Annotated in this window: 26 protein-coding genes; 16 read left to right on the top strand and 10 right to left on the bottom strand. The window is 60.5% G+C overall.

Features of this window, described 5'->3' with window-relative positions; genetic code table 11:
• Nucleotides 1–37: 37 nt before the first annotated feature.
• Nucleotides 38–922 carry a formyltetrahydrofolate deformylase gene (gene purU, locus J2T09_RS00925; RefSeq protein WP_306830087.1) on the bottom strand — a complete coding sequence of 295 codons (885 nt, stop codon included), beginning with the start codon at nt 920–922 and terminating at the stop codon, nt 38–40.
• A gap of 74 nt (nt 923–996) precedes the next feature.
• On the opposite strand from purU, the gene J2T09_RS00920 reads away from it, so the two are divergent.
• Both J2T09_RS00920 and J2T09_RS00915 read left to right on the top strand, forming a co-directional pair.
• Nucleotides 997–1,227 carry a hypothetical protein gene (locus J2T09_RS00920; RefSeq protein WP_306830083.1) on the top strand — a complete coding sequence of 77 codons (231 nt, stop codon included), beginning with the start codon at nt 997–999 and terminating at the stop codon, nt 1,225–1,227.
• Nucleotides 1,228–1,265: 38 nt separating this feature from the next.
• On the top strand, nt 1,266–2,198 hold the full coding sequence (locus J2T09_RS00915) for a glutaminase (RefSeq protein ID WP_306830082.1): 933 nt from the start codon (nt 1,266–1,268) through the stop codon (nt 2,196–2,198).
• Here J2T09_RS00915 and J2T09_RS00910 read toward each other — a convergent pair.
• The gene (locus J2T09_RS00910; RefSeq protein WP_306830080.1) at nt 2,195–2,950 is read right to left on the bottom strand and encodes an HpcH/HpaI aldolase family protein; all 756 of its coding nucleotides are present in this window, start codon (nt 2,948–2,950) and stop codon (nt 2,195–2,197) included. The two genes, J2T09_RS00915 and J2T09_RS00910, sit on opposite strands and share 4 nt — an antisense overlap.
• A gap of 216 nt (nt 2,951–3,166) precedes the next feature.
• Here J2T09_RS00910 and J2T09_RS00905 point away from each other — a divergent pair, with 216 nt between their 5' ends.
• The 5 genes from J2T09_RS00905 (at nt 3,167) to J2T09_RS00885 (ending at nt 7,818) form a co-directional block, all read left to right on the top strand.
• Nucleotides 3,167–3,667, top strand: coding sequence for a flavin reductase (locus J2T09_RS00905; RefSeq protein WP_306830078.1), 501 nt, complete (start codon nt 3,167–3,169; stop codon nt 3,665–3,667).
• A gap of 113 nt (nt 3,668–3,780) precedes the next feature.
• Nucleotides 3,781–4,755, top strand: coding sequence for a threonine ammonia-lyase (locus J2T09_RS00900; protein ID WP_306830076.1), 975 nt, complete (start codon nt 3,781–3,783; stop codon nt 4,753–4,755).
• Nucleotides 4,756–5,028: 273 nt separating this feature from the next.
• Nucleotides 5,029–7,263 carry a methyl-accepting chemotaxis protein gene (locus tag J2T09_RS00895; RefSeq protein ID WP_306830073.1) on the top strand — a complete coding sequence of 745 codons (2,235 nt, stop codon included), beginning with the start codon at nt 5,029–5,031 and terminating at the stop codon, nt 7,261–7,263.
• 139 nt (nt 7,264–7,402) lie between these two features.
• On the top strand, nt 7,403–7,582 hold the full coding sequence (locus J2T09_RS00890; RefSeq protein WP_153352605.1) for a hypothetical protein: 180 nt from the start codon (nt 7,403–7,405) through the stop codon (nt 7,580–7,582).
• A gap of 23 nt (nt 7,583–7,605) precedes the next feature.
• Nucleotides 7,606–7,818, top strand: a complete 213-nt coding sequence (locus J2T09_RS00885; RefSeq protein WP_306830066.1) for a hypothetical protein — start codon at nt 7,606–7,608, stop codon at nt 7,816–7,818.
• A 66-nt stretch (nt 7,819–7,884) separates the two neighbouring features.
• Here J2T09_RS00885 and J2T09_RS00880 read toward each other — a convergent pair whose 3' ends face one another.
• From J2T09_RS00880 to J2T09_RS00870, 3 genes are read right to left on the bottom strand one after another with little or no spacing between them, the layout of a single operon-like run.
• Entirely contained in the window at nt 7,885–8,949 is a 1,065-nt protein-coding gene (locus J2T09_RS00880; RefSeq protein WP_306830063.1) for an HlyD family secretion protein, read from the bottom strand.
• A 34-nt stretch (nt 8,950–8,983) separates the two neighbouring features.
• Complete coding sequence (locus tag J2T09_RS00875; protein WP_306830061.1) at nt 8,984–10,759, bottom strand: MFS transporter; 1,776 nt, start codon at nt 10,757–10,759, stop codon at nt 8,984–8,986.
• The gene (locus J2T09_RS00870) at nt 10,746–11,201 is read right to left on the bottom strand and encodes a MarR family winged helix-turn-helix transcriptional regulator (protein WP_306830059.1); all 456 of its coding nucleotides are present in this window, start codon (nt 11,199–11,201) and stop codon (nt 10,746–10,748) included. Before J2T09_RS00870 ends, J2T09_RS00875 begins: the two co-directional genes overlap by 14 nt.
• 399 nt (nt 11,202–11,600) lie before the next feature.
• Between J2T09_RS00870 and J2T09_RS00865 the strand changes: the two genes are divergently transcribed.
• Entirely contained in the window at nt 11,601–12,599 is a 999-nt protein-coding gene (locus J2T09_RS00865; protein ID WP_306830057.1) for an acyl-CoA desaturase, read from the top strand.
• A gap of 50 nt (nt 12,600–12,649) precedes the next feature.
• Here J2T09_RS00865 and J2T09_RS00860 read toward each other — a convergent pair whose 3' ends face one another.
• Nucleotides 12,650–12,853, bottom strand: coding sequence for a DUF4287 domain-containing protein (locus tag J2T09_RS00860; protein ID WP_306830765.1), 204 nt, complete (start codon nt 12,851–12,853; stop codon nt 12,650–12,652).
• 114 nt (nt 12,854–12,967) lie between these two features.
• Here J2T09_RS00860 and J2T09_RS00855 point away from each other — a divergent pair, with 114 nt between their 5' ends.
• On the top strand, nt 12,968–13,225 hold the full coding sequence (locus J2T09_RS00855) for a hypothetical protein (protein ID WP_306830055.1): 258 nt from the start codon (nt 12,968–12,970) through the stop codon (nt 13,223–13,225).
• Nucleotides 13,226–13,261: 36 nt separating this feature from the next.
• Here J2T09_RS00855 and pflA read toward each other — a convergent pair whose 3' ends face one another.
• Together pflA and pflB are read right to left on the bottom strand one after the other, a co-directional pair.
• Nucleotides 13,262–14,053 carry a pyruvate formate-lyase-activating protein gene (gene pflA / locus J2T09_RS00850; RefSeq protein WP_306830053.1) on the bottom strand — a complete coding sequence of 264 codons (792 nt, stop codon included), beginning with the start codon at nt 14,051–14,053 and terminating at the stop codon, nt 13,262–13,264.
• Between the two features lie 89 nt (nt 14,054–14,142).
• The gene (gene pflB, locus J2T09_RS00845; protein WP_306830051.1) at nt 14,143–16,401 is read right to left on the bottom strand and encodes a formate C-acetyltransferase; all 2,259 of its coding nucleotides are present in this window, start codon (nt 16,399–16,401) and stop codon (nt 14,143–14,145) included.
• Nucleotides 16,402–16,646: 245 nt separating this feature from the next.
• Between pflB and J2T09_RS00840 the strand changes: the two genes are divergently transcribed.
• The 7 genes from J2T09_RS00840 (at nt 16,647) to J2T09_RS00810 (ending at nt 21,650) form a co-directional block, all read left to right on the top strand.
• Nucleotides 16,647–17,627, top strand: a complete 981-nt coding sequence (locus tag J2T09_RS00840) for a sugar kinase (RefSeq protein ID WP_306830049.1) — start codon at nt 16,647–16,649, stop codon at nt 17,625–17,627.
• Between the two features lie 30 nt (nt 17,628–17,657).
• Nucleotides 17,658–18,674 carry a 2-keto-3-deoxygluconate transporter gene (kdgT, locus tag J2T09_RS00835; protein ID WP_306830047.1) on the top strand — a complete coding sequence of 339 codons (1,017 nt, stop codon included), beginning with the start codon at nt 17,658–17,660 and terminating at the stop codon, nt 18,672–18,674.
• A gap of 62 nt (nt 18,675–18,736) precedes the next feature.
• Entirely contained in the window at nt 18,737–19,198 is a 462-nt protein-coding gene (locus J2T09_RS00830; RefSeq protein WP_306830045.1) for a YhcH/YjgK/YiaL family protein, read from the top strand.
• 53 nt (nt 19,199–19,251) lie between these two features.
• Complete coding sequence (gene kduI / locus J2T09_RS00825; RefSeq protein WP_306830043.1) at nt 19,252–20,094, top strand: 5-dehydro-4-deoxy-D-glucuronate isomerase; 843 nt, start codon at nt 19,252–19,254, stop codon at nt 20,092–20,094.
• A 132-nt stretch (nt 20,095–20,226) separates the two neighbouring features.
• Complete coding sequence (locus J2T09_RS00820; protein WP_306830041.1) at nt 20,227–21,012, top strand: gluconate 5-dehydrogenase; 786 nt, start codon at nt 20,227–20,229, stop codon at nt 21,010–21,012.
• A gap of 108 nt (nt 21,013–21,120) precedes the next feature.
• A complete protein-coding gene (locus J2T09_RS00815; protein WP_306830039.1) occupies nt 21,121–21,351 on the top strand; it encodes a type II toxin-antitoxin system CcdA family antitoxin in 231 nt (76 codons plus the stop codon).
• On the top strand, nt 21,351–21,650 hold the full coding sequence (locus J2T09_RS00810) for a CcdB family protein (protein WP_306830036.1): 300 nt from the start codon (nt 21,351–21,353) through the stop codon (nt 21,648–21,650). The genes J2T09_RS00815 and J2T09_RS00810 overlap by 1 nt, the downstream gene beginning before the upstream one ends.
• Nucleotides 21,651–22,157: 507 nt before the next feature.
• Here the strand turns inward: J2T09_RS00810 and J2T09_RS00805 are convergent.
• Together J2T09_RS00805 and J2T09_RS00800 are read right to left on the bottom strand one after the other, a co-directional pair.
• Nucleotides 22,158–22,415: a helix-turn-helix domain-containing protein gene (locus J2T09_RS00805; protein WP_306830034.1), complete on the bottom strand. Its 258-nt coding sequence runs from the start codon at nt 22,413–22,415 to the stop codon at nt 22,158–22,160.
• 100 nt (nt 22,416–22,515) lie between these two features.
• The gene (locus J2T09_RS00800) at nt 22,516–23,409 is read right to left on the bottom strand and encodes a glycine betaine ABC transporter substrate-binding protein (protein WP_373458294.1); all 894 of its coding nucleotides are present in this window, start codon (nt 23,407–23,409) and stop codon (nt 22,516–22,518) included.
• Nucleotides 23,410–23,527 lie beyond the last annotated feature (118 nt).

Below are 23,527 nucleotides of genomic sequence, written 5' to 3'. Positions count from 1 at the left end.
TTTTCCAATGAGTGCTCATATTCTCAAGTGATTTGTTTCAGCCCATGCGCTCGGAAGCGTAGCTGCCCGGGCTCGGCGGGAAGACAATCGTGCGGTTGCCGTTGATGAATACCCGGTGATGGATATGTGCATGGATGGCACGCGCCAGAACCTGCGCCTCCACGTCGCGGCCGAGTGACACGTAATCTTCCGGGCTCTGCGCATGCGTGACGCGAACCGTGTCCTGTTCGATGATCGGGCCTTCGTCGAGATCCGCCGTCACGTAATGCGCCGTCGCGCCGATCAGTTTCACGCCGCGCTGGTAGGCCTGCTTGTAAGGGTTGGCACCCTTGAAGCTCGGCAGGAAGGAGTGGTGGATATTGATGATCCGCCCCGACATCTTCTTGCAGAGCGCGTCGGACAGAACCTGCATGTAGCGGGCGAGAACCACCAGCTCGGTGCCGGAATTTTCGACGATCTCCATCAGCTGTGCTTCGGCCTGCGGCTTGTTTTCCTTCGTCACCTTGATGTGGTGGAAGGGAATGTCGTGGTTCACGACCAGCTTCTGGTAGTCGAAATGGTTGGAGACCACGCCGACGATATCGATCGGGAGTGCACCGATCTTGGAGCGGTAGAGAAGATCGTTCAGGCAATGGCCGAAACGCGACACCATCAGCAGCACTTTCATGCGCTCGGCGGCGTCGAAAATCTCCGCTTCCATCTCGAATTTTTCAGCAACCGGCGCAAAACCCGCCAGCAACCCGTCGCGATCGATGCCTTCTTCCGAAATGAAGCTGACACGCATGAAAAAGCGTTTCGCATCCAGATCGTCGAACTGGGATGAATCGACAATGTTGCAGCCCTTGTCCGCCAGATAGCCGGAAATCGCCGCAACAATGCCGCGGCTGGTGGGGCAGGACACGGTCAGGACGTAGCTGCTCATGGATCAATTCCTCGTTCGCTGGATGCGCGCTTTGCTGCAACGCACCCGGTCTGTGTTGGCGGCGGACCATATCGATGGCTTTGCCGGAATGGAAACAGGTTTTTGAACCCTGCAGCGAATTTTGTCGTCGGCACATTGGCTTGGCGATGGTGACACTTGCAGAATGTAAGGCGGCGGCGCGGCAACACCGTTCTCAAAACGTCCTGCAAATGCGCAAACCCGGCAGATCGGATGCGCCGATCGTGCTGGAGCGGTTGCGCAACGAACGGCATTCGGACAATAACGGCTTCATAAGACCCGGCTGATATCAGCGGCACGGGTTAAGAAAACGGGGAAGCGTTTCATGGCAGATCTGCAGGCGATCCTGGATGATATCCACGCGGAGCTGGCCCCGCGTCTGGGCGAAGGCAAGGTTGCCGATTACATCCCTCAGCTTGCCCATATCGATCCGAAAAAATTCGGCATGTCGCTGATCACGGTGGATGGCGCAGTCCACAAGGTCGGCGATTGCGACGAGCCGTTTTCCATCCAGAGTATTTCAAAGGTTTTCACGCTCACCATGGCGCTCGGCAAACATGGCGAGACGACCTGGAACCGCGTCGGCCGCGAACCTTCCGGCTCGGCCTTCAACTCCATCGTCCAGCTGGAAAACGAAGGCGGTAAACCGCGCAATCCCTTCATCAATGCCGGTGCGATCGCCGTCAGCGATCTGGTTCTGGCCGGCCACACGCCACGCGAGGCGATCGGCGAAATCGTCCGTTTCGTGCGCTATCTGGCCGATGACGAAACCATCGTCATCGATCCGGCCGTGGCGAAATCGGAAGAGGCGACCGGGTTCCGCAATGCCGCCCTTGCCAATTTCATGCGCGCCTTCGGAAAACTCACGCATCCGGTCGAACATGTGCTCGGCGTTTATTTCCACCACTGCGCGCTCGCCATGACCTGCACGCAGCTCGCCCATGCCGGCCTGTTTCTGGCGGCCGGCGGCAGCAATCCGCTCACCGGCCATTCCGTCGTCTCCAGCCAGCGCGCCCGCCGCATCAATGCGCTGATGCTGACCTGCGGCCATTATGACGGCTCCGGCGAATTCGCCTATCGTGTGGGCTTACCCGGCAAGAGCGGTGTCGGCGGCGGCATCTTGGCCGTCGCCCCCGGCAAGGCGGCGGTCACCGTCTGGTCGCCGGGCCTCAATCACAACGGCAATTCGCTGCTCGGATCGCTGGCGCTGGAAATGTTCGCTGCCCGCACCGGCTGGTCCGTGTTCGGTTCCGCTTAAGCCTTTCGACCAGCTTCCATGCCTGCCGCAATGCCGGCGCCAAGATAACGCGTATCGCTGCCCAGAATGAAGAAGCTCATGCCCGCATCGGCCCATTTGCCGACATCCGCCGTGTTCGGGCGAAAGATGCCTGCCACTTTGCCGGCGTTTCGCGTCGCCTTGGCAATGGTCACGATCGCCGCATCCAGTCGATCGGCATCGGCGGGTTTGGTGGCGCCAAGCGATGCTGCGAGATCGGACGGGCCGACAAAGATGACATCTATCCCGTCGACGGCGACGATCTCGTCGATGTTTTCAAGCCCCTCCGCCGTTTCCACCTGAATGGCCAGCACCAGCCGCTCATTGGCAGCGGCCAGATAATCGGGAATGTGATAACCGTAGGAGGTGGCGCGACCCGGACCGAGTCCGCGCTCGCCGATCGGCGGAAAACGCGTTGCCTTCACCGCCGCACGCGCCTGTTCGGCATTGGAAATGCGCGGCACCAGAACGCCGGCCGCTCCCGCATCCAGCACGGCCGCCGTCCATTCCGAGGCGTGTCCCGGCACCCGCACCATGGCCGGCACCTGCCGAACATCGGCGGCGCGGATCAGATCCTCGATGCGCTCGCGGCTGATCTGCGCATGTTCCCAGTCGATGCAGAGGAAGTCGGGTCCGGCTGCCGCCGAAACCTCGATCGCGACCGGATGTGGAATGGCGCAGAAAATGCCGACCAGACGATCATGTGCAACGCAACGCTTACGAAAATCAGTCATGTTGTCCCTCATGCGGTGCCGGTATCGGCGGCGTCGGCCATGCCGACGCAGTTCCGTGAATGGCGAGTATGCGCAGAACCGAACGGACGGCAAGTCATCCGCAGAGACTGTCCGGGCGCTATTGCGATTTCCGCCACGGACGGTAGGTATGAGCATCGCGCCGTGGCCACGGATGGCTGGCCGGGCGCGGGCATTGGAATGGGATTTGGAGTGGCAATGACACCGCAAGAGGATGCCGAAACCGCAAGACTGGCCTTTCGCGATGCCATGTCGCGTCTCGCAGCTGCCGTGCATGTGGTCACCACCGATGGTCCCGCCGGCCGTGCCGGTTTCACCGCCTCCGCCGTCACCAGCGTCACCGATACGCCGCCGACCCTGCTCGTCTGTCTCAACCGGGCAAGTTCGGTTGCCGGCCTGTTCGAGAAAAACGACGTGCTCTGCGTCAATACACTGACATCGGCGCAGGAAAACATCTCACGTGCTTTTGGCGGCTCCACGCCGCAGGCGGAACGTTTTGCCGCCGGCGAATGGGAAACGGGAGATACCGGCGCACCGGTTCTGAAAGATGCGCTCGTCTCCTTCGATTGCCGTATCGAAAGCGCTGTCGCCAGCGGCACGCATCATGTGCTGTTCTGCCAGGTGCTCGGCATGCAGACCGGCGCGGACGACGATGAGGCGCTCGTCTATTTCCGCCGGCGTTACCACAGCCTCGACTGATTTTTTCCGCGTGATCGCGCTTGCGGGCTTGCCAGTCGTGGCGCAAGCCGCAAGATTGCAGGAACGGTGCGTCCGCACCGGTTCTTGAGCCATAAAACGCGCCGGGGAATTTCATGTCCGATATCGCAATGATCAGAGCCGCCCGTGACCGGATCGGCAACCATGCCCGTCGCACGCCCTTGCTGTCCTCGCCGTTTCTGGATGAGATCGCCGGCCGTCGCCTGTTCGTGAAGCCGGAATGCCTGCAGCTCACCGGTTCCTTCAAGTTTCGCGGCGCATGGTCGGCCATTTCGGTTCTGGACGAGGCGACGCGGGCAAGGGGCATCCTCGCCTTTTCCTCCGGCAACCACGCGCAGGGCGTGGCGCTGGCGGCGCGCATGCACGGCGTGCCGGCCGTGATCATCATGCCGGCGGATGCGCCAAGGCTGAAGATTGAAAATACCCGCGCCTACGGCGCCGAAGTCGTGCTTTACGACCGGCAGAAGGAAGATCGTGACGCCATCGGCGAGCGTCTTTCCACCGAGCGCAATCTCACCCTTGTCCGCCCCTTCGATGACATTCACGTGGTGGCCGGTCAGGGCACGGTCGGGCTGGAAATCGCCGAACAGGCAAAGGAGGAGGGCATCGCCCGCGCCGAGGTTCTGGTGCCCTGCGGCGGTGGCGGCCTCACCTCCGGTATCGCGCTGGCGCTGGAGGCCGATGCGCCCGGTTTTCGGGTGCGCCCCTGCGAGCCGCAGGGGTTCGACGATACCACCCGCTCGCTTGTCTCCGGCCGGATAGAACGCAATCCCGCCCTGGGCGGCTCCATCTGCGATGCCATCCTCACGCCGGCGCCGGGCAACGTCACCTTTCCGATCACGTCCCGCCTGTGCGGCCCCGGCCTTGTGGTCAGCGATGATGAAGCGCTGAAGGCAATGGTGCTGGCTTTCACGCGTCTGAAGATCGTTGTCGAACCCGGTGCGGCCGTGGCACTGGCCGCTGCCCTGTTCCGCAAGGATGAGGTGAAGGGTGACACAGTGATCGCCGTCACATCCGGCGGCAATGTCGATGCCGACCTGTTCGCCGAGGCGCTTCGCCGGTTCGGCTGAGCGTTTCCGTGGATCGTCAGTATTTCAACTATCGATGTTTTGCTCGATGCGAAGGCGTTTGCTCGTGTATTGCCGCGTCTCAAGTAAAAATGCTGCGACGCACAATATAATTTGCCCAAAAATGCGATTTCAGCCATAAAATCATTAGGGGAAATTTAGTCAATATTGAACATTCATTTTGCAATGCGAGATCGGCACGGTCGCGCGGAGGATATCGGATCGGCGTGCGCAACGGGAATTGCAATGCACACCGGTCCCTATGGGGGCATTGCAATGAAACTTTCGGTTCGCAACATTCTGGTTGCCGTCTTCGCGGTTCTCAGTCTCACGGTCATGGGCCTGATGGGGCAGCAGTTGCTGCGCCAGGTCGAGGCGCAGCGCACGTCAAGCCAGCTGGCTGGGCTCGCCTCGCTGGACAAGGCGCTGTTCGATGCGCTGCTCGGCATGCGCGGCGAGCGCGGCGCCATCAATTCTGCGGTCAAGCTGGAGCCGGCCGACATGGCCTCCACCCGAAAGAACATAGAGGACGGACGCCGCGATCTCGATGCAGCTTTCAAGGATGCCAAGTCGGTGATCGACACGGTCGAACCGGCAAGCCTGAAAACCAGCCTGGGCCCCGTTCTCGAAAACTATGCCAAATGGCTGGACCTGCGGCCGAAAATGGATGCCGCACTCGCCCTGCCGGTCAAGGATCGTGACGCCGGCATCGGCAAGAGCGCGCTGACCCTTGCCGACCAGATGCTGGTCGATCTCGAAAAGGCCTCCTATCAGGTCGAAGCGGTCATCAATGCCCGCGGCCCGGCCATGATCATGTTCACGCAGTTGCGCTCGCTGGCCTGGACCTCGCGCACGCAGCTCGGCACCGCCAATTCCTCAATCGTCGGCGCCATCATTTCCAAGCAGCCGCTTTCGGCTGAAAAGCTTGCCGAAGTCGCCGTGCAGGATGCCCGCGTCTTCCTCGCCTGGGACGTGATCTCGCAGATCGTTGCCAGCGACACCACGCCGGTCGCCATTCGCGACCTGCACAAGGTTGCCCAGAACAGCTATTTCTCCGGCGCCTATGCCGAACAGAAGGCCGCTGCCCTGAAACAGTTCCAGGCCGGCCAGCCGTTTGCCATGAATGTCGATGACTGGCGCAAGCCCGCCGGCCCGGCCCAGGCTTCGCTTGCCGATATCGCGTCGGCGTCGCTCAAGGAAATGACGGCGATTACCGCCGCCAACAATGCAGCATCGCTTCGGTCTATCCTCGTTTACGGTATCGCCACGTTGCTGGCACTGGCGCTTTCGATCGTCGGTTTTTCCACCATCATCTTCCGTATCGCCAACCCGATCACGGCGCTGACCGGTGCGATGCGCAAACTCGCGGCCGGTGATCTGTCGGTCACGATCGCCGGCGCCGCCCGCAAGGACGAAATCGGCGACATGGCCCGCGCCGTCGAGGTTTTCCGCGAGGCATCCGTGCACAATCGCGAACTGGAAGCCGAGGCCGTGCGTTCGCGCGAAGCGGCGGAAGCAGACCGCATCGCCTTCCAGAAGCGCGCCGAAAGCGAAGCCGAAGAGCGCCTCACACAGGCAACCTCGGGTCTCGCCACCGGCCTTCGCCGTCTGGCCGCCGGGGACTTGCAATGCGAAATCAATGAGGTCTTCTCCGAACAGTTTGAAGCCCTTCGCCACGATTTCAACAGTTCCGTCCATCACCTGCGCGAGGCACTGGAAGGTGTTGCCAAGTCGGCATTGACGGTCCGTAGCGGCAGCGGCGAAATTTCGTCTGCCTCCGACCAGCTGGCCAAGCGCACCGAACAGCAGGCGGCTTCGCTGGAAGAAACAGCGGCCGCACTCGAAGAGGTCACCACCAACGTCAAGCAGACGTCCGAGCGTGCTGCCGAAGCCCGCGAAATGGTCCGCCATGCCAGCACCCGCGCCGGCACGTCCAGTGCGGTCGTCGCCAATGCCATCGATGCCATGGGCAAGATCGAGACGGCATCGTCCCAGATCGGCCAGATCATCGGTGTCATCAACGATATCGCCTTCCAGACCAATCTTCTGGCCCTCAACGCTGGTGTCGAAGCCGCCCGTGCGGGCGAGGCCGGCAAGGGATTTGCTGTCGTGGCGCAGGAAGTGCGTGAACTTGCTCAACGCTCCGCCAACGCTGCCAAGGAAATCAGGACGCTGATCGGCAATTCGGAAGCGGCCGTCACGCAAGGCGTCACTTTGGTCAACGACACAGGCAACGGCCTGAAGGAAATCGCCGATCTGGTTTCGGCCATCAACCAGCATATGGATGCGATCGCCGTCGGCGCCCGCGAACAGGCATCGGGCCTCACCGAGATCAACACCTCGGTCAACCACATGGATCAGGTCACTCAGCAGAATGCCGCCATGGTCGAGGAAATGAATGCGGCGGGTGCCGGTCTGGCCGATGAAAGCGCCCGCCTGTCGTCGCTTCTGTCACGCTTCGAAATGCAGCAGGCAGCTCCTGCCGGGCAATATGGAAGGCGCGCGGCCTGATCGGCCAAATGCTACCGTGAAACATGGGAAGGGCCGGGCAGCAATGTCCGGCCCTTCTGCTTTTGGTCGAGAAAAACCGGAACATTGGTCCGCCTTGCCGATTAGACCCATGTAAACCTGAAGAAGAAGGAGGCCCCTCATGGGTAGCAGACTTCCCCCGACACCCGACGAAAACCTCAGCCACAAGGGAGCGGGCGAACAGACCCATTCCGATCTGCGGCATGTGGAAGCAAAGTCCGTCGGTGATCCGGCCAAACAGGGCCAGCAGGGCAATACCAAGGTGAACACCACCCACCAGGGTTACCAGCAGGACCGGTAAAACCATTTCGAGAGGAGGTTACGATGAGCACATCGACCAAAACTCCCGCCAGTATTCGACAGGGCGGCCCGGGTTCTTCGAAACAGAACGCCAAGGCGCCGCTCGAGATCAACAAACCGCCGGCCGATGGCGAGGTCCGCACCAAGAGCAGGGTCTCCGGTGGCGGTGGTGAGCGAGACAGCCACCATACCCGCGATCCCGCCCGCAAGGGCGGTTCCGCCCACGCCTCACACTGATGGCTGACCTATAAAAAGCCCCGCATCGGCAAACCGGTGCGGGGCTTCTTCATGCGCTGCGGTGGATCAGTTTGCGGCGCTCGCCACGTCCGTGCCAGTCTGGGCAACGTCCACGCTGGCGATCACAGACATGCCGGGAACAAGCTTTTCGGTGAGTGACTGCTGGCCATCGATTGCCACCCGCACCGGCACGCGCTGCGCCACCTTGGTAAAGTTGCCGGTGGCATTGTCGGCCTTGATGATGGTGAATTCGGAACCGGTCGCCGGCGCAAAACGCTCGATACGGCCGGTAAAGCTGCGATGGCCCAATGCATCGACGGTAAATGTCACCTTCTGGCCGACAACCATGCCGGCAAGCTGGGTTTCCTTGAAATTGGCAACCACCCATGTGTGGTCGGGCACGACGGATGTCAGCTGCGTGCCGGCCGAAACATACTGGCCGAGACGACCGGAAACCTCACCCAGCGTGCCGTCCTGCGGCGCGGTGATGCGGGTGTTCTGCAGGTCGATGTCCGCCAGTTCCACGGCGGCCTTGGCGCCTTCGACGGTCGCTTCCAGCGAGCGGCGGCTGACGATCACGGTATTGAGATCCTGTTCTGCCACCTGTTCGGCAGCCTGTGCCTGATGCAGGGCGGCGACGGCCTGATTATAGGTGGCGCGGTTCTTTTCCGCCTCGCTCTGACTGGCAATGTTCTTTTCCAGAAGCGCCTCGGTGCGGTCGTTTGCCATGCGGGCGGCATCCAGCACGGCCTGCGCGCTTTCGACGGCTGCCTTGGCGGAAACGATCTTGGCTTCGGCCGTCTTCTGGCTCTGCTGCGAATTGTCCAGCGCTGCTTCCGCCTGCGCTTCTGTTGCCTTCGCCTGTTCCAGCTTCTGGGTGAAGATGCGGTCGTCGATGCGGGCGATCAGGTCGCCGGCCTTGACCTTCTGGTAATCCTGCACCGGCACTTCCACGAGATAACCGGCCAGCTGCGGGCTGAGCAGCGTCACCTGACCGCGCACATAGGCGTCATTGGTGGTTTCCACCGAATTGTGGAAGGGTGGCAGCTGCCAGGTATAGAGGATCACCAGAATACCGGCTGCACCGATGAGAAGGGCCACGTATGTGGCAAGCGAGCGGAGGGCGTTCATTGTCTTGTTCTTCTTGGGTGTGTTGTCTTTGAAATCAGGAATTCACGGCGACGGGCGTTTTCGCCTCGCGCGGCTTGAAAAGCGCGTGTCGGTGTCGCCACGCCATGTGCAGGCAAAGGCATCCGAGGGCGGCGAGCGACATCAGCGAGGTCAGCAGGAAGGCATCGTTGTAAGCCAGCACATAGGCCTGTTGCTGGATCAGTTTCGACAGTTGGCTGGCGCCCTGTATGCTGCGCAGATTGCCGTCCTGCGTCACCCTGGCGAAGGCGGCGCCATATTGCTGCAGTCGCGCCGTCAGCATCGGGTCGGTCGGGTTCAGTCGCGAGATGATGCGGAAGGAGTGGAACTGTTCGCGCCATGTCACGAAGGAGCCGAACAGTGCGCTGCCGAGATAACCGCCGACCTTCTGGGTGGCGAGAAACACCGCCAGAAAGCTGAGGATATAAACGAGACCGCGTTGCAGCGCCGCCGCAAAACCGACAGCCATGGCGGGCGGCAGGAACAGGCCCATGGCAAAACTCACCAGAAACTGACTGAAATACATCTGTTCGGGCCGGGTCAGCACGGTCGACTGGCTGTCCATGTAACTGCCGATGGCGAGCAGCAGCAGCGAGATCGCATGGATGATCTCTGCGCGTCCCGGTCGTGACAGCCATGCGCAGAAGGCGCCGGCACCGAGCGAGCCGACAAGGATCACCCAGTAGAGGCCTTGCAGCTGGTCGTTCAGAAGGCCCAGCTGTCGGAACATGTTGATGGCGCCGCTCGATTGTTCCGACAGGAGAATGCGGAACAGAAGCAGGATGCCGGCAAAATGGATGATCTCCTTCGATGTGATCCAGCGGATGTCGATCAGGTGGTTGCGGCGGTTGAGTTCGATGATCGCGCAGATCATGCCCGATGCAACGCCCACGGCCATCATCCAGCCCAGCCAGGGCGCTTCCGTCCACCAGTAGAGCCGGCCGAGTGTCAGCGCGGCGGCAAAACAGCCCATGCAGATGGCGAGGAAGGTGAACGAGACATAATCCATCCACTGCATCACCTTCATGCGCGGGGGCGAGGTGAGCGGCAGGAGATAGATGAAGGCGAGCGAGATCAGCGACAGGCCGAGTTCCAGCATGTTGAGGGTCGACCAGTCGCCGAGGTCGAACAGGCCGGGCGAGAGCAGGCCGGCCACCGGCGTCGGCAGTGCGATCGCCGTCAGCGCCAGCGCCTGGCCGATGCTGAGCTTCTGCTGCGGCGGAAACACCTCGATCATGTAGAGAAAGGCAAGCGACGACAGCGGTGCGGCGGCGGCACCGGCAAAGAAGCGCAAGATCATCGCCGAGCTGAAATCATTCGCCCACAGATGCGCGATCGACACCAGAACGTAGATGACGATGGCGATCTCCGCGAAATTGCGGATGCCATATTGCATGCGGATCTTGAACAGGAACAGGCCGAGGCTGGCATTGGGAAACACATAGGCCGCCATCAGCCATGCGGCTTCGTTGGTGGTCACGCCTAGCGGCCCTGCCACCTGCTGCAGGTTGACCGTCAGGAAGGAAAGGCCAAGCCCCTGCGTCAGGGCAACTATGGTGGAGGCCAGCATGTAGCCAAGCGCGATCAGCGGCGGTTTGGGGATGAATGGGGGCGGCGCGGCCGGAGACGGTGCGGCTGATGAAGCGGGCCCGGACACTGAGAGGGCGGCAGGCTTTTCTGCCTGCGAGGCTAGCTCGGTCTCTTCCTTCGCCTCGCCGGCTTCCATCCTGGCGGGCACGTCGTTTGTTGTTGCCTCCGCGCTCAGACGGGCAGCTGTTTCACGCGGGGACATGGAGGCTCTCCAGATCGGCAACGCGACCGCTTACGGCGTGCAAAAGCTGCGTCAGCCCGCGCAGGTCGTCCATGTCGATATCGGCAAACACTTCCTGCCGCATCTGGTTGGCGATCGAGCGCACCATGGTGGCCTGTTCCTCGCCATGCGGGGTCAGCGCGATCAGCTTGACACGCCTGTCATTGGGAGAGGGGCGACGTTCGATCAGGCCATGTTCCTCCATCCGGTCTAGAAGGCGCACCATGGTGGCCTGTTCCAGCTCCAGCTCGAAGGCAAGCTCTGCCTGCGCCATGTCCGGCTTTTCCGCCAGCCGCCACAAGGCGCGGGCGCGCGGATACGTCAGGCCATGCGCCGTCACGCGCTGGTTGAAGGCAGTGCGGATCTTGCGGCTGGCCTTGGTCAGGGCTTCCAGAAATTCGGATTGGGCTTCGGAACGTTTCATCTGACGGACTGATAATTAGTGTGCTAATGATGTATAGGCATTAGTTAGCATGCCAATCATTGTATTTCAAGCGGATTGACGGCTGTCATTGCGTATTGCCTGATATGCAAAATCGACGGCGCTTGCGGGCGCCCGGTGCGCTCAGCGGGCGCTTCCGGACATGGATGCGCGATGTGGCCTTCACGCTGCAGTTTTCGCAGGCCGGTTGATACAGCCGTTCGCGCCGAGGATTCCCCCAAGCTCTTTTGTTCACGCACGGCTGTGAATGCTTTCGAACATTCTACGATTAGTCACTTGCCTAAATATCTAAGTCTATGCAATAAACATTTAGCTTATTGATTAAATGTTTCCCGGGACGCGGATTGGCGAGCCAGGGCGGCGCGAAACCCGGAGGCGACAATGGCAAGCATGGCGAACCAGACCCTATCCACCGAACGCATGATTTCCGGCCCGCGCAGCAGCGCCGTCGATGGCAAGGTGATCTGGGTGCCTTCGAAATCGATCTGGACCGGCCTGATGACGCTGGCCGCATTGGTGCTTGGCCCTTTGACCTTCAGTTGGGATGCCTTTGCGCTGTTCGTCGTCACCACGGCGATCACCATCTGCGCCGGTCATTCGGTCGGCATGCATCGTCTGCTTATTCACCGCTCGTTCCAGACCAGCCGAACGGTCGAATACATTCTCGTCTATCTCGGCACGCTTGTGGGCATGGCCGGGCCGTTCGGCATGATCCATGCGCATGATATTCGCGATTGGGCACAGCGCCAGAGCGATTGTCACCCCCTGCATGCGCATCGCCGTTCGTTTTTCGTCGATGCCTGGTGGCAGATGCATTGCGCCGTGAAACTGCGTCACCCGCCTGCTTTCGTCATCGAGAAGAGCGTGCGCGATGATCGTTTCTATCAGTTTCTGGAACGGACATGGATGGCCCAGCAACTGCCATGGGCGGTGCTTTTCTTTGCCATCGGCGGCTGGAGCTGGCTGGTCTGGGGGATCGCGGTGCGCGTCTCGGTTTCGCTCACCGGCCATTGGTTGATCGGTCATTTTGCGCATCGTCGCGGCCATCAGGGTTGGAGCGTCGATGGCGTTGCGGTGCAGGGCTACAATCTGCCCGCCTTCGGGCTGGTCACTTTTGGTGAAGCCTTTCACAGCAACCACCACGCCTTTCCGCAATCGGCACGCCTCGGTCTGGAACGCGGCCAGATCGATCTCGGCTGGACCTTCATCCAGGCTCTCATGGCCCTGGGTCTCGCCGACGAGGTCAAGCTTCCCGAAAACACGAAGGAGCGCGACGGGCTTCAGCGCGTTCCCGGTGCGGGAGCCTATGTGCCGCGCACATGTGCCAGAACCTGCAAGGGTTGCCCGATGTCGGCAAGGCGCACCGGTGCCCTCCAGTAGCCGCCCGTCAACGGGAGAAGACGCGCCGGGCCCTTGAATTCGCTCAGGTGTTACTCCCGCAGCGTGTCGGCAACCAGCGCGTTGGCATGGCCGTGTCCCATGCCATGCTCCTGCTTCAGCCAGGCCACAAGCTCCATGTGTTTCTTTCCGCCCTGGCCGCGAATAAGCTCTTTCCACTCGGCAATCGGGCGTCCGTATTTCGCTTCGATCGACGGGAAATACGACGCTGGTCCCTTAACAACATCCTTTGCCATCATGTCCCCTCGATCCGTTGCTGTTTCATGCCATCGATGGTGGCATGAAACACATCCACAGTCACGTCACCTGCTGCCTTCATTCGGCCAAACCGTTTCCCCTATAAGCGTGGCATGGAATCATTCGACGCTTATATCCCTGAAGATATCTATTCCCTGCTGGTCATGGTGGTGATCGCGCTCGTCGCGATCTGGCTGGTGATGTTCGTCGTTCGCAAGCTGATCGGCATAGCCATCATAGCGGGGCTTGTCATCGGCGGTTTCATGATCTGGCAGGACCCGAGCCTTTTGCGCACGGCGCAGGACACCGCACTGGATTATTATGACCAGTGGCAAAATGGCCCACCTGCCAACGAGCAGCCCCGCTGGTAACGTCTTCCGGTGATGGGCCAGCGTCGCCGCAGGATTTCAAACCACCGTCAAACCCCTTTCCGCAAAGATCGCCCGCGCCTGCGCCACGGACTCGGGCGTCGGTGTCGGGCAATCCTTCAGCGTATATTCGATGCCCAGTTGCTCCCATTTCTGGATGCCCATCTGGTGGAAAGGCAACACTTCCACGCGTTCGACGATATCGCCGAGATCCGCCACGAAATCGGCAAGACGGGCAATGTCGTCCGCGCCATCCGTCCAGCCGGGCACCAGTACGTAACGCAGCCACATCGGCTTGTTGAGGCGTTTCAGGCGGAGGGCAAAGTCCAGCGTCGGCTGCAGCGGCTGCGCCGTCAGGCGTTTGTAGGTGTCGGGGTCGGAATGTTTGATGTCGAGCATCACCAAGTCGACATTGTCGAAAAACGTATCCTCGACATTGCCGTGCAGAAACCCCTGCGTGTCCAGCGCAGTGTGCAGGCCGAATTCCTGCTTGATGCGACGAAACATCTCGCCGACGAAACCCGCCTGCATCAGCGGCTCGCCGCCGGAAATGGTCACGCCGCCTGCAAATTTTAGGAAACCGGCATAGGGTTTGATCTCGGCGATCACATCATCGAGCGTGATGCGGCGGCCATTGTGCAGTTTCCAGGTGTCCGGGTTGTGGCAATAAAGACAGCGGAACTGGCAACCCGCCATGAAGAACACGAAGCGCATGCCCGGTCCATCGACGGCGGCGCCGCTTTCGACGGAGTGCAGGAAGCCGTGGTCGAGCGGCGTGTGGTGGCTGGCGGCCGCCTTGGGCGAACCGGTGGAGGTGTGATGGATGTCCATGGTGAGGCTCATGGTTTTATAGCGAATACATTGTCTGGAAGGACCGGGCGCAGAATGAAACTGCGCCCGGTTCGATCTCCAGATCCGGCTTACATTCTGGCGTGGAACGTACGCGAGATGACGTCGAGCTGCTGTTCGCGGGTCAGCTTGACGAAGTTGACGGCGTAGCCCGATACGCGGACCGTCAGCTGTGGGTAGAGTTCCGGGTGATCCATGGCGTCAACCAGCGTGTCGCGATTGAACACGTTGACGTTGACATGGAAACCACCGGCCGCCGCATAACCGTCCAGGCAATTGGCAAGGTTCTGGGCGCGTTCCTCATCGGTCTTGCCAAGCGAATCCGGGGTGGCCGAGGCCGTCCAGGAAATGCCGTCGAGAGCCGAATCGTACGGGATTTTTGCAACCGATGCACCGGCTGCGACAAAACCCTTGATGTCGCGGCCGTTCATCGGGTTTGCACCCGGCGCAAAGGGCTCGCCGGCGCGGCGTCCGTCCGGCGTGTTGCCGGTCTTCTTGCCGTAGACCACGTTGGAGGTGATCGTCAGAACCGACTGCGTCGGCATTGAGTCGCGATAGAAGTAGGGCTGGGCGGCGATCTTCTTCATGAAGGTCTCGGTCAGCCATACCGCGATGTCGTCGGCACGGTTGTCATTATTGCCATAGGCCGGGTATTCGCCTTCGATCCTGTAATCGACGGCAAGGCCCGCCTCGTTGCGGATCACATGCACCTTGGCGTGCTTGATGGCCGACAACGAATCCGCTGCCACCGACAGGCCGGCAATGCCGCAGGCCATGGTGCGCAAAATGTCGCGGTCGTGCAGCGCCATCTCTATACGCTCGTAAGCGTATTTGTCGTGCATGTAATGGACGGTGTTGAGCGCCTTGACGTAAGTCGCGGCCAGCCAGTCCATCATCTTGTCGAATTTTTGCATGACTTCGTCATAGACCAGCACGTCGCCCTTGATCGGCTCAAAGCCCTTGGCAACCGCGACACCGCTCTTTTCATCGACACCGCCGTTGATCGCATACAGCAGAGCCTTTGCGAGGTTCGAGCGTGCACCGAAAAACTGCATCTGCTTGCCGATGCGCATGGCCGAGACGCAGCATGCAATGCCGTAGTCGTCGCCCCATTTGGGCCGCATCAGGTCATCGTTTTCGTACTGGATGGCGCTGGTATCGGCAGAGACCTTTGCGCAGAAGTTCTTGAAGCCGGTGGGCAGCTGCGTGCTCCACAGCACGGTCAGGTTCGGTTCCGGAGCCGGGCCGAGATTGTAGAGCGTATGCAGGAAGCGGAAGCTCGACTTGGTGACGAGCGGACGGCCATCTTCGCCAACACCACCGATCGATTCCGTGACCCAGGTCGGATCGCCGGAAAACAGCTGGTCATATTCTGGTGTGCGCAGGAAGCGAACGATGCGCAGCTTGATGATCATGTCATCGATCAGTTCCTGCGCCTGTTCTTCGCTCAGAAGACCGGCATCGATATCGCGCTGGATATAGATGTCGAGGAAGGTCGAGACGCGGCCGAGCGACATGGCCGCACCGTTCTGTTCCTTCACCGCTGCCAGATAGGCGAAATAGGTCCACTGGATGGCTTCGCGCGCATTGGTCGCAGGCTTGGAAATGTCATAGCCGTATTTCGCGGCCATTTCCCGCAGCTCGTCGAGCGCGCGGAACTGTTCCGACAGTTCTTCACGCAGGCGCATCACGCTTTCGGTGAAAACCTCGTTGTCGAGTGCGTGAAAATCCTTCTGGCGGAAGGCGCGCAATGCGTCGGTGCCATAAAGGGCAACACGGCGATAATCTCCGATGATACGGCCGCGACCATAGGCATCCGGCAGGCCGGTGATGACGCCGGACTTGCGGGCGGCAAGGATTTCCGGGCTGTAGACGTCGAAAATGCCCTGGTTGTGGCTCTTGCGATATTTGGTCCAGACCTCCTTCACCGAAGGATCAAGCTCGAAACCGAAAGCTTCCAAGCCGTTTTCGACCATGCGCAAACCGCCGTTCGGCATGATGGCGCGCTTCAGCGGCGCATCGGTCTGCAGGCCGACGATCAGCTCGGCGCTCTGGTCGATGTAACCGGCGTCATGGGCGGTGATGGTCGAGGCGCGGTCGGCGGAAACGTCGAGAACGCCCTTTTCGCGCTCGGCCTTGAGAAGGACGCTCAGGTCTTCCCAGAGTTTCAGCGTGCGTTTTGTCGCACCGGCCAGAAATGTGCTGTCGGCGGTATAGGGGGTGTAGTTCGCCTGGATGAAGTCGCGAACATCGACGTTTTCGCGCCATGCCTCGCCCTTGAAACCCGACCATGCATCGGCCGGAGTGATCTTTTCGGAAAGGATGCCCATGAGTGTCTTCCTTCTGCTTTGCCTTGCGGCATTTGATTTAGGATCCTCCCAAATCACGACACATGCTCATCGAATGGCCGGCGTCCTGACTTCCATCTGCAGGCTATCAACACGCGGCGAGAAACCATTGATCCCGATCAACGCCGAGGGTGCGGCAGCCCGATAGGTTCATCTCGAAAGCACAGGACGGGGGTCAGAGACGCCTTGTGCTTCAAGCCGCAGACGCGGCCTGGAAGGGATGCACAATGTCACAACAACAAATTCGCGTCGCATCGATCGGTGAATGCATGATCGAGATGCAATGCAAGCCTGACGGGTCGATCACCCAGGCTTTCGGCGGCGACACCTTTAATACGGCAGCCTACATGGCGCGCCTCGGCGCCGGACTGGGTAGCTTTGTTTCCTACGTAACCGCCATCGGCGACGATCCGTTCAGCGACCAGATGGCCGCTTTCTGGAAAGAGCAGGGGGTCGACGACCATCTTGTCCTGCGTCTGAAAGGACGTCGTGCGGGCCTTTATTTCATCCGCACGGATGCTAGCGGCGAACGTCGCTTCTTTTACTGGCGCGGCGAGGCAGCCGCCCGGGAAACCTTTGAATCGGAAGGTTCGAAGGATCTGCTGGAAGCCCTTGGTGGTTACACCAGCATCTACCTGTCGGGTATCAGCCTGGCGGTTCTGAAACCCGAAAGCCGCGAGCGCCTGCTCGAAAGGCTGGAGGAACTGGCCCGTGCCGGTGTCGCCGTCGATTTCGACGGAAACTACCGCCCGCTTCTCTGGGGCGGTATCGAAAATGCACGGGCCGTTTATGAACGCGTCATCGGTTTTTCCACCCGCGTTCTCGTCACCATCGAAGAGCTTGAAGTTCTGGGTCTCCCCCAGACCGTCGATGCCGGCATCGCGTATTTTGCGAAAATGCCGCAGCTCGAAGTGGTGATCAAGGACGGGCCGGGCGATGCCACGCTCATCCATGGCGGCAAGGTCGAGACCGTGCCCGCCACCAAGGTCGAAAAAGTCGTCGATACCACCGCGGCCGGCGACAGTTTTTCCGCCACCTACATCCTCGGGCGCCTTCTCGGTCTTCTTCCCGTCGAAGCCGCTGCCCGAGCCCACGTCGTCGCCGGTGCTGTCGTCCAGCACCACGGCGCCATCATCCCGGAAGGAGCAACGCCGGACGTTTTTTCAAAGGAGATCGCTCAGCGCGGCCAACAGAGTGCCACCGAGTAGCGAAGATGATATTTTAGGAGGAATGCAAAAATGAATATCAAGAAAGCAATCGACAAGGTCCCCGGCGGCCTGATGCTGGTGCCGCTCATTCTCGGCGCACTGTGCAAGACGTTTTTCCCCTGGGCGGGCAGCTATTTCGGCTCGTTCACCAACGGCCTGATCTCGGGCACGGTGCCGATCCTTGCCGTCTGGTTCTTCTGCATGGGCACGTCGATCGACCTGCGCGCAACCGGCACGGTGCTGCGCAAGTCGGGTAACCTCGTCGTCGTCAAGACGCTGGTTGCCTGGGGCGCGACCTATATCGCCGCCCAGTTCCTGCCGCTTGAAGGCGTGCAGTCGGGCCTGTTCATGGGCTTTTCGGCACTCGCCATCTGCGCCGCGATGGACATGACCAATGGCGGTCTCTACGCCGCGATCATGCAGCAATACGGCACCAAGGAAGAATCGGGCGCCTTCGTGCTGATGTCGATCGAATCGGGCCCGTTGGTCTCGATGCTGATCCTTGGCGCCGCCGGTGTCGCCACGTTCGAACCGCACCTGTTCATCGGCGCCGTCCTGCCCTTCCTGATCGGCTTCATCCTGGGCAACCTCGACAAGGACCTGCGCGCCTTCTTCAAGGGTGGCGTACAGACCCTCATCCCGTTCTTCGGCTTTGCGCTGGGTAACGGCATCGACCTCAACGTCATCCTCACCACGGGTCTGGGCGGTATCCTGCTCGGCGTCCTCGTCATCGTCGTCACCGGCATCCCGCTGATGATCGCCGACAAGGTCATCGGTGGCGGTAACGGTACTGCCGGTCTCGCCGCCTCGTCGGCTGCCGGTGCTGCCGTCGCCAACCCGATGATCATCGCCGAAATGGCACCGCAGTTCAAACCCGCTGCCGCTGCCGCAACCTCGCTGGTCGCCGCCGCGTGCCTCACCACCGCCATTCTGGTTCCGATCCTCACCGGCATGTACGCCAAGCACATGAAAAAGCGTGCAGGCGTAACCGAAGCCGCTCCGGCCGATGCGCCGCAGGCGGCTGACGCCCTGCGCCCTGCCGAGTAAGCTTCGTCGGGGCCGGCCCTCAATGGCCGGCCCCGACCCAAGGGAAATCAAGGAATAATGTCATGTATCTTAGCCATCTCGCCACGCTCGACCGCGACGCCGCAATCCTGCCTGAGAACGTCCGTAAAGGTCTCGACTTTCTTGCCAAGACCGACATCGCCTCGCTTCCCGCCGGCCGCGTCGATATCGAAGGCGACAGCATTTTCGCGCTGATCCAGGATTACGACACCGCGCCGAAGGCCGAAAAGCGCCCGGAATCGCATGCCCGTTACATGGACATCCAGTATGTCTTTGCCGGCCGCGAAGTCATCGGTTACGCGCCTCTTGCCAGCGCCCACACGGTCGAGGAAGACCTGTTTGAAGGCCGCGACGTCCGCTTCTATTCTGATGTCACCGACGAAACCGATCTCCTCATGGGCCCGGGCGCCTACGCGCTGTTTTACCCGACCGACATCCACCGTCCGGGTTGCGCCGCCGAGACTGCCGGCAAGGTCCGCAAGGTCGTCGTCAAGGTCCTTCTCTGAGCGCCGCACCGGCCTCTTTCATCACGATACAGATTTCTACAGGAGTTACAGTCATGGACATCCGCTATTCGGCCAGCCAGAAGGATTTCAAGCGTTACACGACCGAAGAAACGCGCGCCGAATTCCTCATCGAAAAGCTCTTCGTCGCTGACGAGATTCTCGCCACCTATAGCCATGTCGACCGCATGGTCGTGTTCGGCTGCATGCCGGTCAACGAAGATGTGCCGCTCGACAAGGGCATCGACTGCATGAAGAATTTCGGCACGAATTACGTGCTGGAACGCCGCGAACTCGGCATCTTCAACCTTGGCGGCGAAGGCTCGATCGAAGTCGACGGCGAAGTTTTTGAGACCGGCTTCAAGGATTGCCTCTACGTTGCCAAGGGCACCAAACAGATCATTTTCCGCAGCAAGGACAAGGCAACACCTGCCAAGTTCTACATGATCTCGGCACCGGCCCACAAAGTCTGCAAGACCACCTTCCTGTCGATCGCAGACGCCAAGAAAAAGCCGGTCGGTGACAATGCCACCGCCAACAAGCGCGTCATCAACCAGTTCATCCACCCGGACGTTCTGGAAACCTGCCAGCTGTCGATGGGCCTGACCGAACTCGATCCGGGCAATGTCTGGAACACCATGCCGGCTCACACGCATGAGCGCCGTTCGGAAATCTACTATTACTTCAACATCGCCGAAGACCAGGCCGTCTTCCACATGATGGGTGAGGGCCAGCAGACCCGCCACATCCTCGTCGGCAACGAACAGGCGGTCATCTCGCCGTCGTGGTCGATCCATGCTGGTTGCGGCACCGCCAACTACACGTTCATCTGGGCAATGTGCGGCGAAAACCTCACCTTCGACGACATGGACCACATCCCGATCAACGAACTGCGTTGATCGCCCGGCCATGATGCCACGACCTGACCCCGCCAACGGCATCGATCGACAGGATCGACGGCCTGCGGGGTCCGGCGGCAGCAGGTTTGCGCTGCCGCCTTATCCTCCTCCGTATTCAAGGATTTTTTGATTATGAGCTATCCTGACGCATTCTCGCTCAAGGGCAAGGTCGCCCTCGTCACCGGCGCTTCCTATGGTATCGGCTTTGCGCTGGCGAGCGCATTGGCCGAAGCCGGCGCCACCATCGCCTTCAACGATGTCAACGAGGAGTTCCTCGCCAAGGGTATCGAAGCCTACAAGGCTGCCGGCATCGACGCCAAGGGTTACATCTGCGACGTTACCGATGAACCGGGCGTGCAGAAACTGGTTGCCGATATCGAAAAGGATCTCGGCCCGGTCGATATCCTCATCAACAATGCCGGCATCATCCGCCGCACGCCGATGCATGAAATGGACGTCAAGGATTTCCGCCAGGTCATCGATATCGACCTGACCGCGCCCTTCATCGTCGCCAAGGCCGTCATTCCCGGCATGATCAAAAAGGGTGGCGGCAAGATCATCAACATCTGCTCGATGATGAGCGAACTCGGTCGCGAAACGGTTTCGGCCTATGCTGCCGCCAAGGGCGGCCTGAAGATGCTGACCCGCAACATTGCGTCGGAATACGGTTCGCTGAACATCCAGTGCAACGGCCTTGGCCCGGGTTATATCGAAACCCCGCAGACCGCACCGCTGCGCGAGCCGGGCCATCCGTTCAACGCCTTCATCCTGGCGAAAACCCCGGCCAATCGCTGGGGCACCACGCAGGACCTGAAGGGCCCCGCCGTCTTCCTTGCCTCGCCGGCATCGGATTTCGTCAACGGCCACGTGCTTTACGTCGACGGCGGCATCCTGGCCTATATCGGCAAGCAGCCCTGATTTTAGTCAGGCATGAAATGAACGAAGCCGGGGTTCGCGCCCCGGCTTTTCATATGGTTGTTTTTGACGCGCGAGAGTTTACAATCGGTACAGACGATGGAGATCGCAATGTCTTCCGAGGCCCGAAAGCAAGCCAGTGTTTCAGTCGATGCCACGCTTCTGTCGGATGCGCGTGATCTCGATATCGATGTTTCGCGTGTTGCGGAAACGGGTCTTGCGGCGGCAGTGAAGGCCGAGCGCGAGCGGCGCTGGCGGCTGGAAAATGCCGAGGCGATAAAAGCGTATAACGACGACGTCGAAAAGAATGGTTTGCCGTTGGCAAAGTACCGGCAGTTCTGATGGCCCGTTTTCATGTCCATCGCTTGAAAAGTGGCGATGGTCTGGTGATGGACCTGCAGGCGGATTTTCTGGATAGCCTTGAAACCCGTGTTGTCGCGCCAGTTCTGCCTCTCGAGCGGATTGGTCGCCCCTTCGTTCGGTTAAGCCCGGTTCTTGACATTGACGGGCGCGCTTATGTCGTTGTCATCCCGTCCCTGTCATCTGTCCCACGGCAGCTGATTGGTGATCCGGTCGCAGATTTTTCGGTTCTGCGGGACGAATTGATCGCCGCTACCGATTTCCTCTTCCAAGGCTTCTGATTTTTTCAAACGCTACCAGAAAAAGTTGCGCCAAAAAATATTTCACGCAATTTCGTCCACCCTCTCAAAACCGCGCGCATAATGGTTGCGTTCCATCGTGGATACACCGGGAGGCGTCCTGGCGAGTTGGAGCCGGCGCTGGTGTTGGAGAAACGACGTAAGTCTCCAGCAACAGGGTTCGCGGAAACTGGTTCTCCTCCGGCGACACGGGGGAGGTGTTGGGAGCGTTAAAACCTCGCAATGCCTCTGAGGCCCGAAAGAAGCGCGCCGGGCGTGCCTGTGCGGCACACATGATCGCCAGTCGGTTGGCAACAACCGGGATGGCTTTCGCAGAGGAACCGAAGTCGCGGGCAAAAACCGTCGAACGGGGCACTGAGAGGTGTCAATTATAAACTAAATTACGAGGCAGCTTTCAGTGCCCCGACCGCATAACCCGCAAAAAAAAGCGGGCGTTTTTTGAAAATCAAGGATCGCCAAGGGATGACTATGCCTATCCCTCAACGCATGTCACGCCCAGCGCGGCCCGTCACCCCGTCCGGTCAGAAGCCATGAAAGGCTGACCTCCAGCAGGCGCGCGATCAGCGGCAGGCGATTGGCCAGCGGTTCGGCGCGGTCGTTTTCCCAAGACGTCCATGTATCGGAAGACACGGTGATGAAGTCTGCGGCTTCATCCACGGTGAGGTCGATGGCGTCGCGGGCAAGCGAAATGCGGCCGCCAATCGTGTCGTCGGCGGAAAAATCCGGTTCTATCTGGTCTCGGTGCATCAGGCACTCCCGTCGGCAGCCCAACGCCGCCAAGGATTGTCAGATAGGCTTTGCCGGAAATCCGGCAAAGCCCTTGTTGAGAAAATTATCGAATGCGAATTTAGCCTTCTTCGCCGACCCAGTTTTTGATCTGGTCCGGGTGGCTTTCGATATATTTCGTCACTGCCGCGTCGTAGGAGGTTTCCTGCGCATCGGACATGCCGGCCTCGAGGTCAGCGATCGGCAGTTTCATGCGTGACAGGAAATCCGCGACCCTGGGGTTGTCGGTCTTGAAATCCTTGCGCGAGAGAATGTCCACGTGTTCGGACCCGCCGATCGCCTTTTTGGGGTCGTCGATGTAACGCATCTTGTATTTGCCGAACATCCAGTGCGGGCTCCAGGCCGTCGCCACGAACCATTTTTCGTTGCGATAGGCGCGATCGATCGCCGACAGCATGCCGGCCTCGCTGGAAATCTGCAGCGTGTAATCGTCGAGCCCGTAATCCTTCAGCGCCTGCTGCGACATGCGGGTCAGGCCCGCACCGGGTTCGGTGCCCTGCACCTTGCCGGCCAGCTTTTCCTGCACTTCGGGCTTCTTCAGATCCTCGAACGAGGCGATCGCGCTTTCGGGAACATAGGCCGGAACGACCCAGCCCTGTCTTGCGCCTTCATAGATGGTGCCGAGCGTCTCGACCCGGTCCTTGACCTTGCCGTAATAGTCGGCATGCGTCACCGGCAGCCATGCCATCAGGATGGCATCGAGATCGCCGCGGCTGACGCCCTGGAAGAGCGGTGCGACGTCGGTCTGCATCAGTTCGACCTTCTGGCCGAGCTTGTCGGTGATCACCTTGGCGGCAAGCTTGGTCACGAATTCGGCGTCGGACCACGGTGCGTAGCCAAGTTTCACGGTCTGCGCATCTTGCGCCATGGTCGGCAGGGCGGATGTGGTCAGAAGTGCTGCGGCGAGGCCAAGAGTGGCGCCGAGCGTCGTGCGGCGGGTAAAGGTCTTCAGCAATATGGTCTCCTTGGGGGAGGTCAGTCGTCGCCCACCTCGCCTCTGACAATCCGTGGAGTGTGCGGAGGCGAGGTGACGGTCGTCATCTGAGCTTCACGACCGCACCGCTGCGGCACGG

Source organism: Neorhizobium huautlense (genome assembly GCF_030811685.1).
GTDB classification, from domain to species: Bacteria; Pseudomonadota; Alphaproteobacteria; order Rhizobiales; family Rhizobiaceae; genus Neorhizobium; species Neorhizobium huautlense_A.
This window is presented reverse-complemented; position numbering and strand designations above follow the sequence as displayed.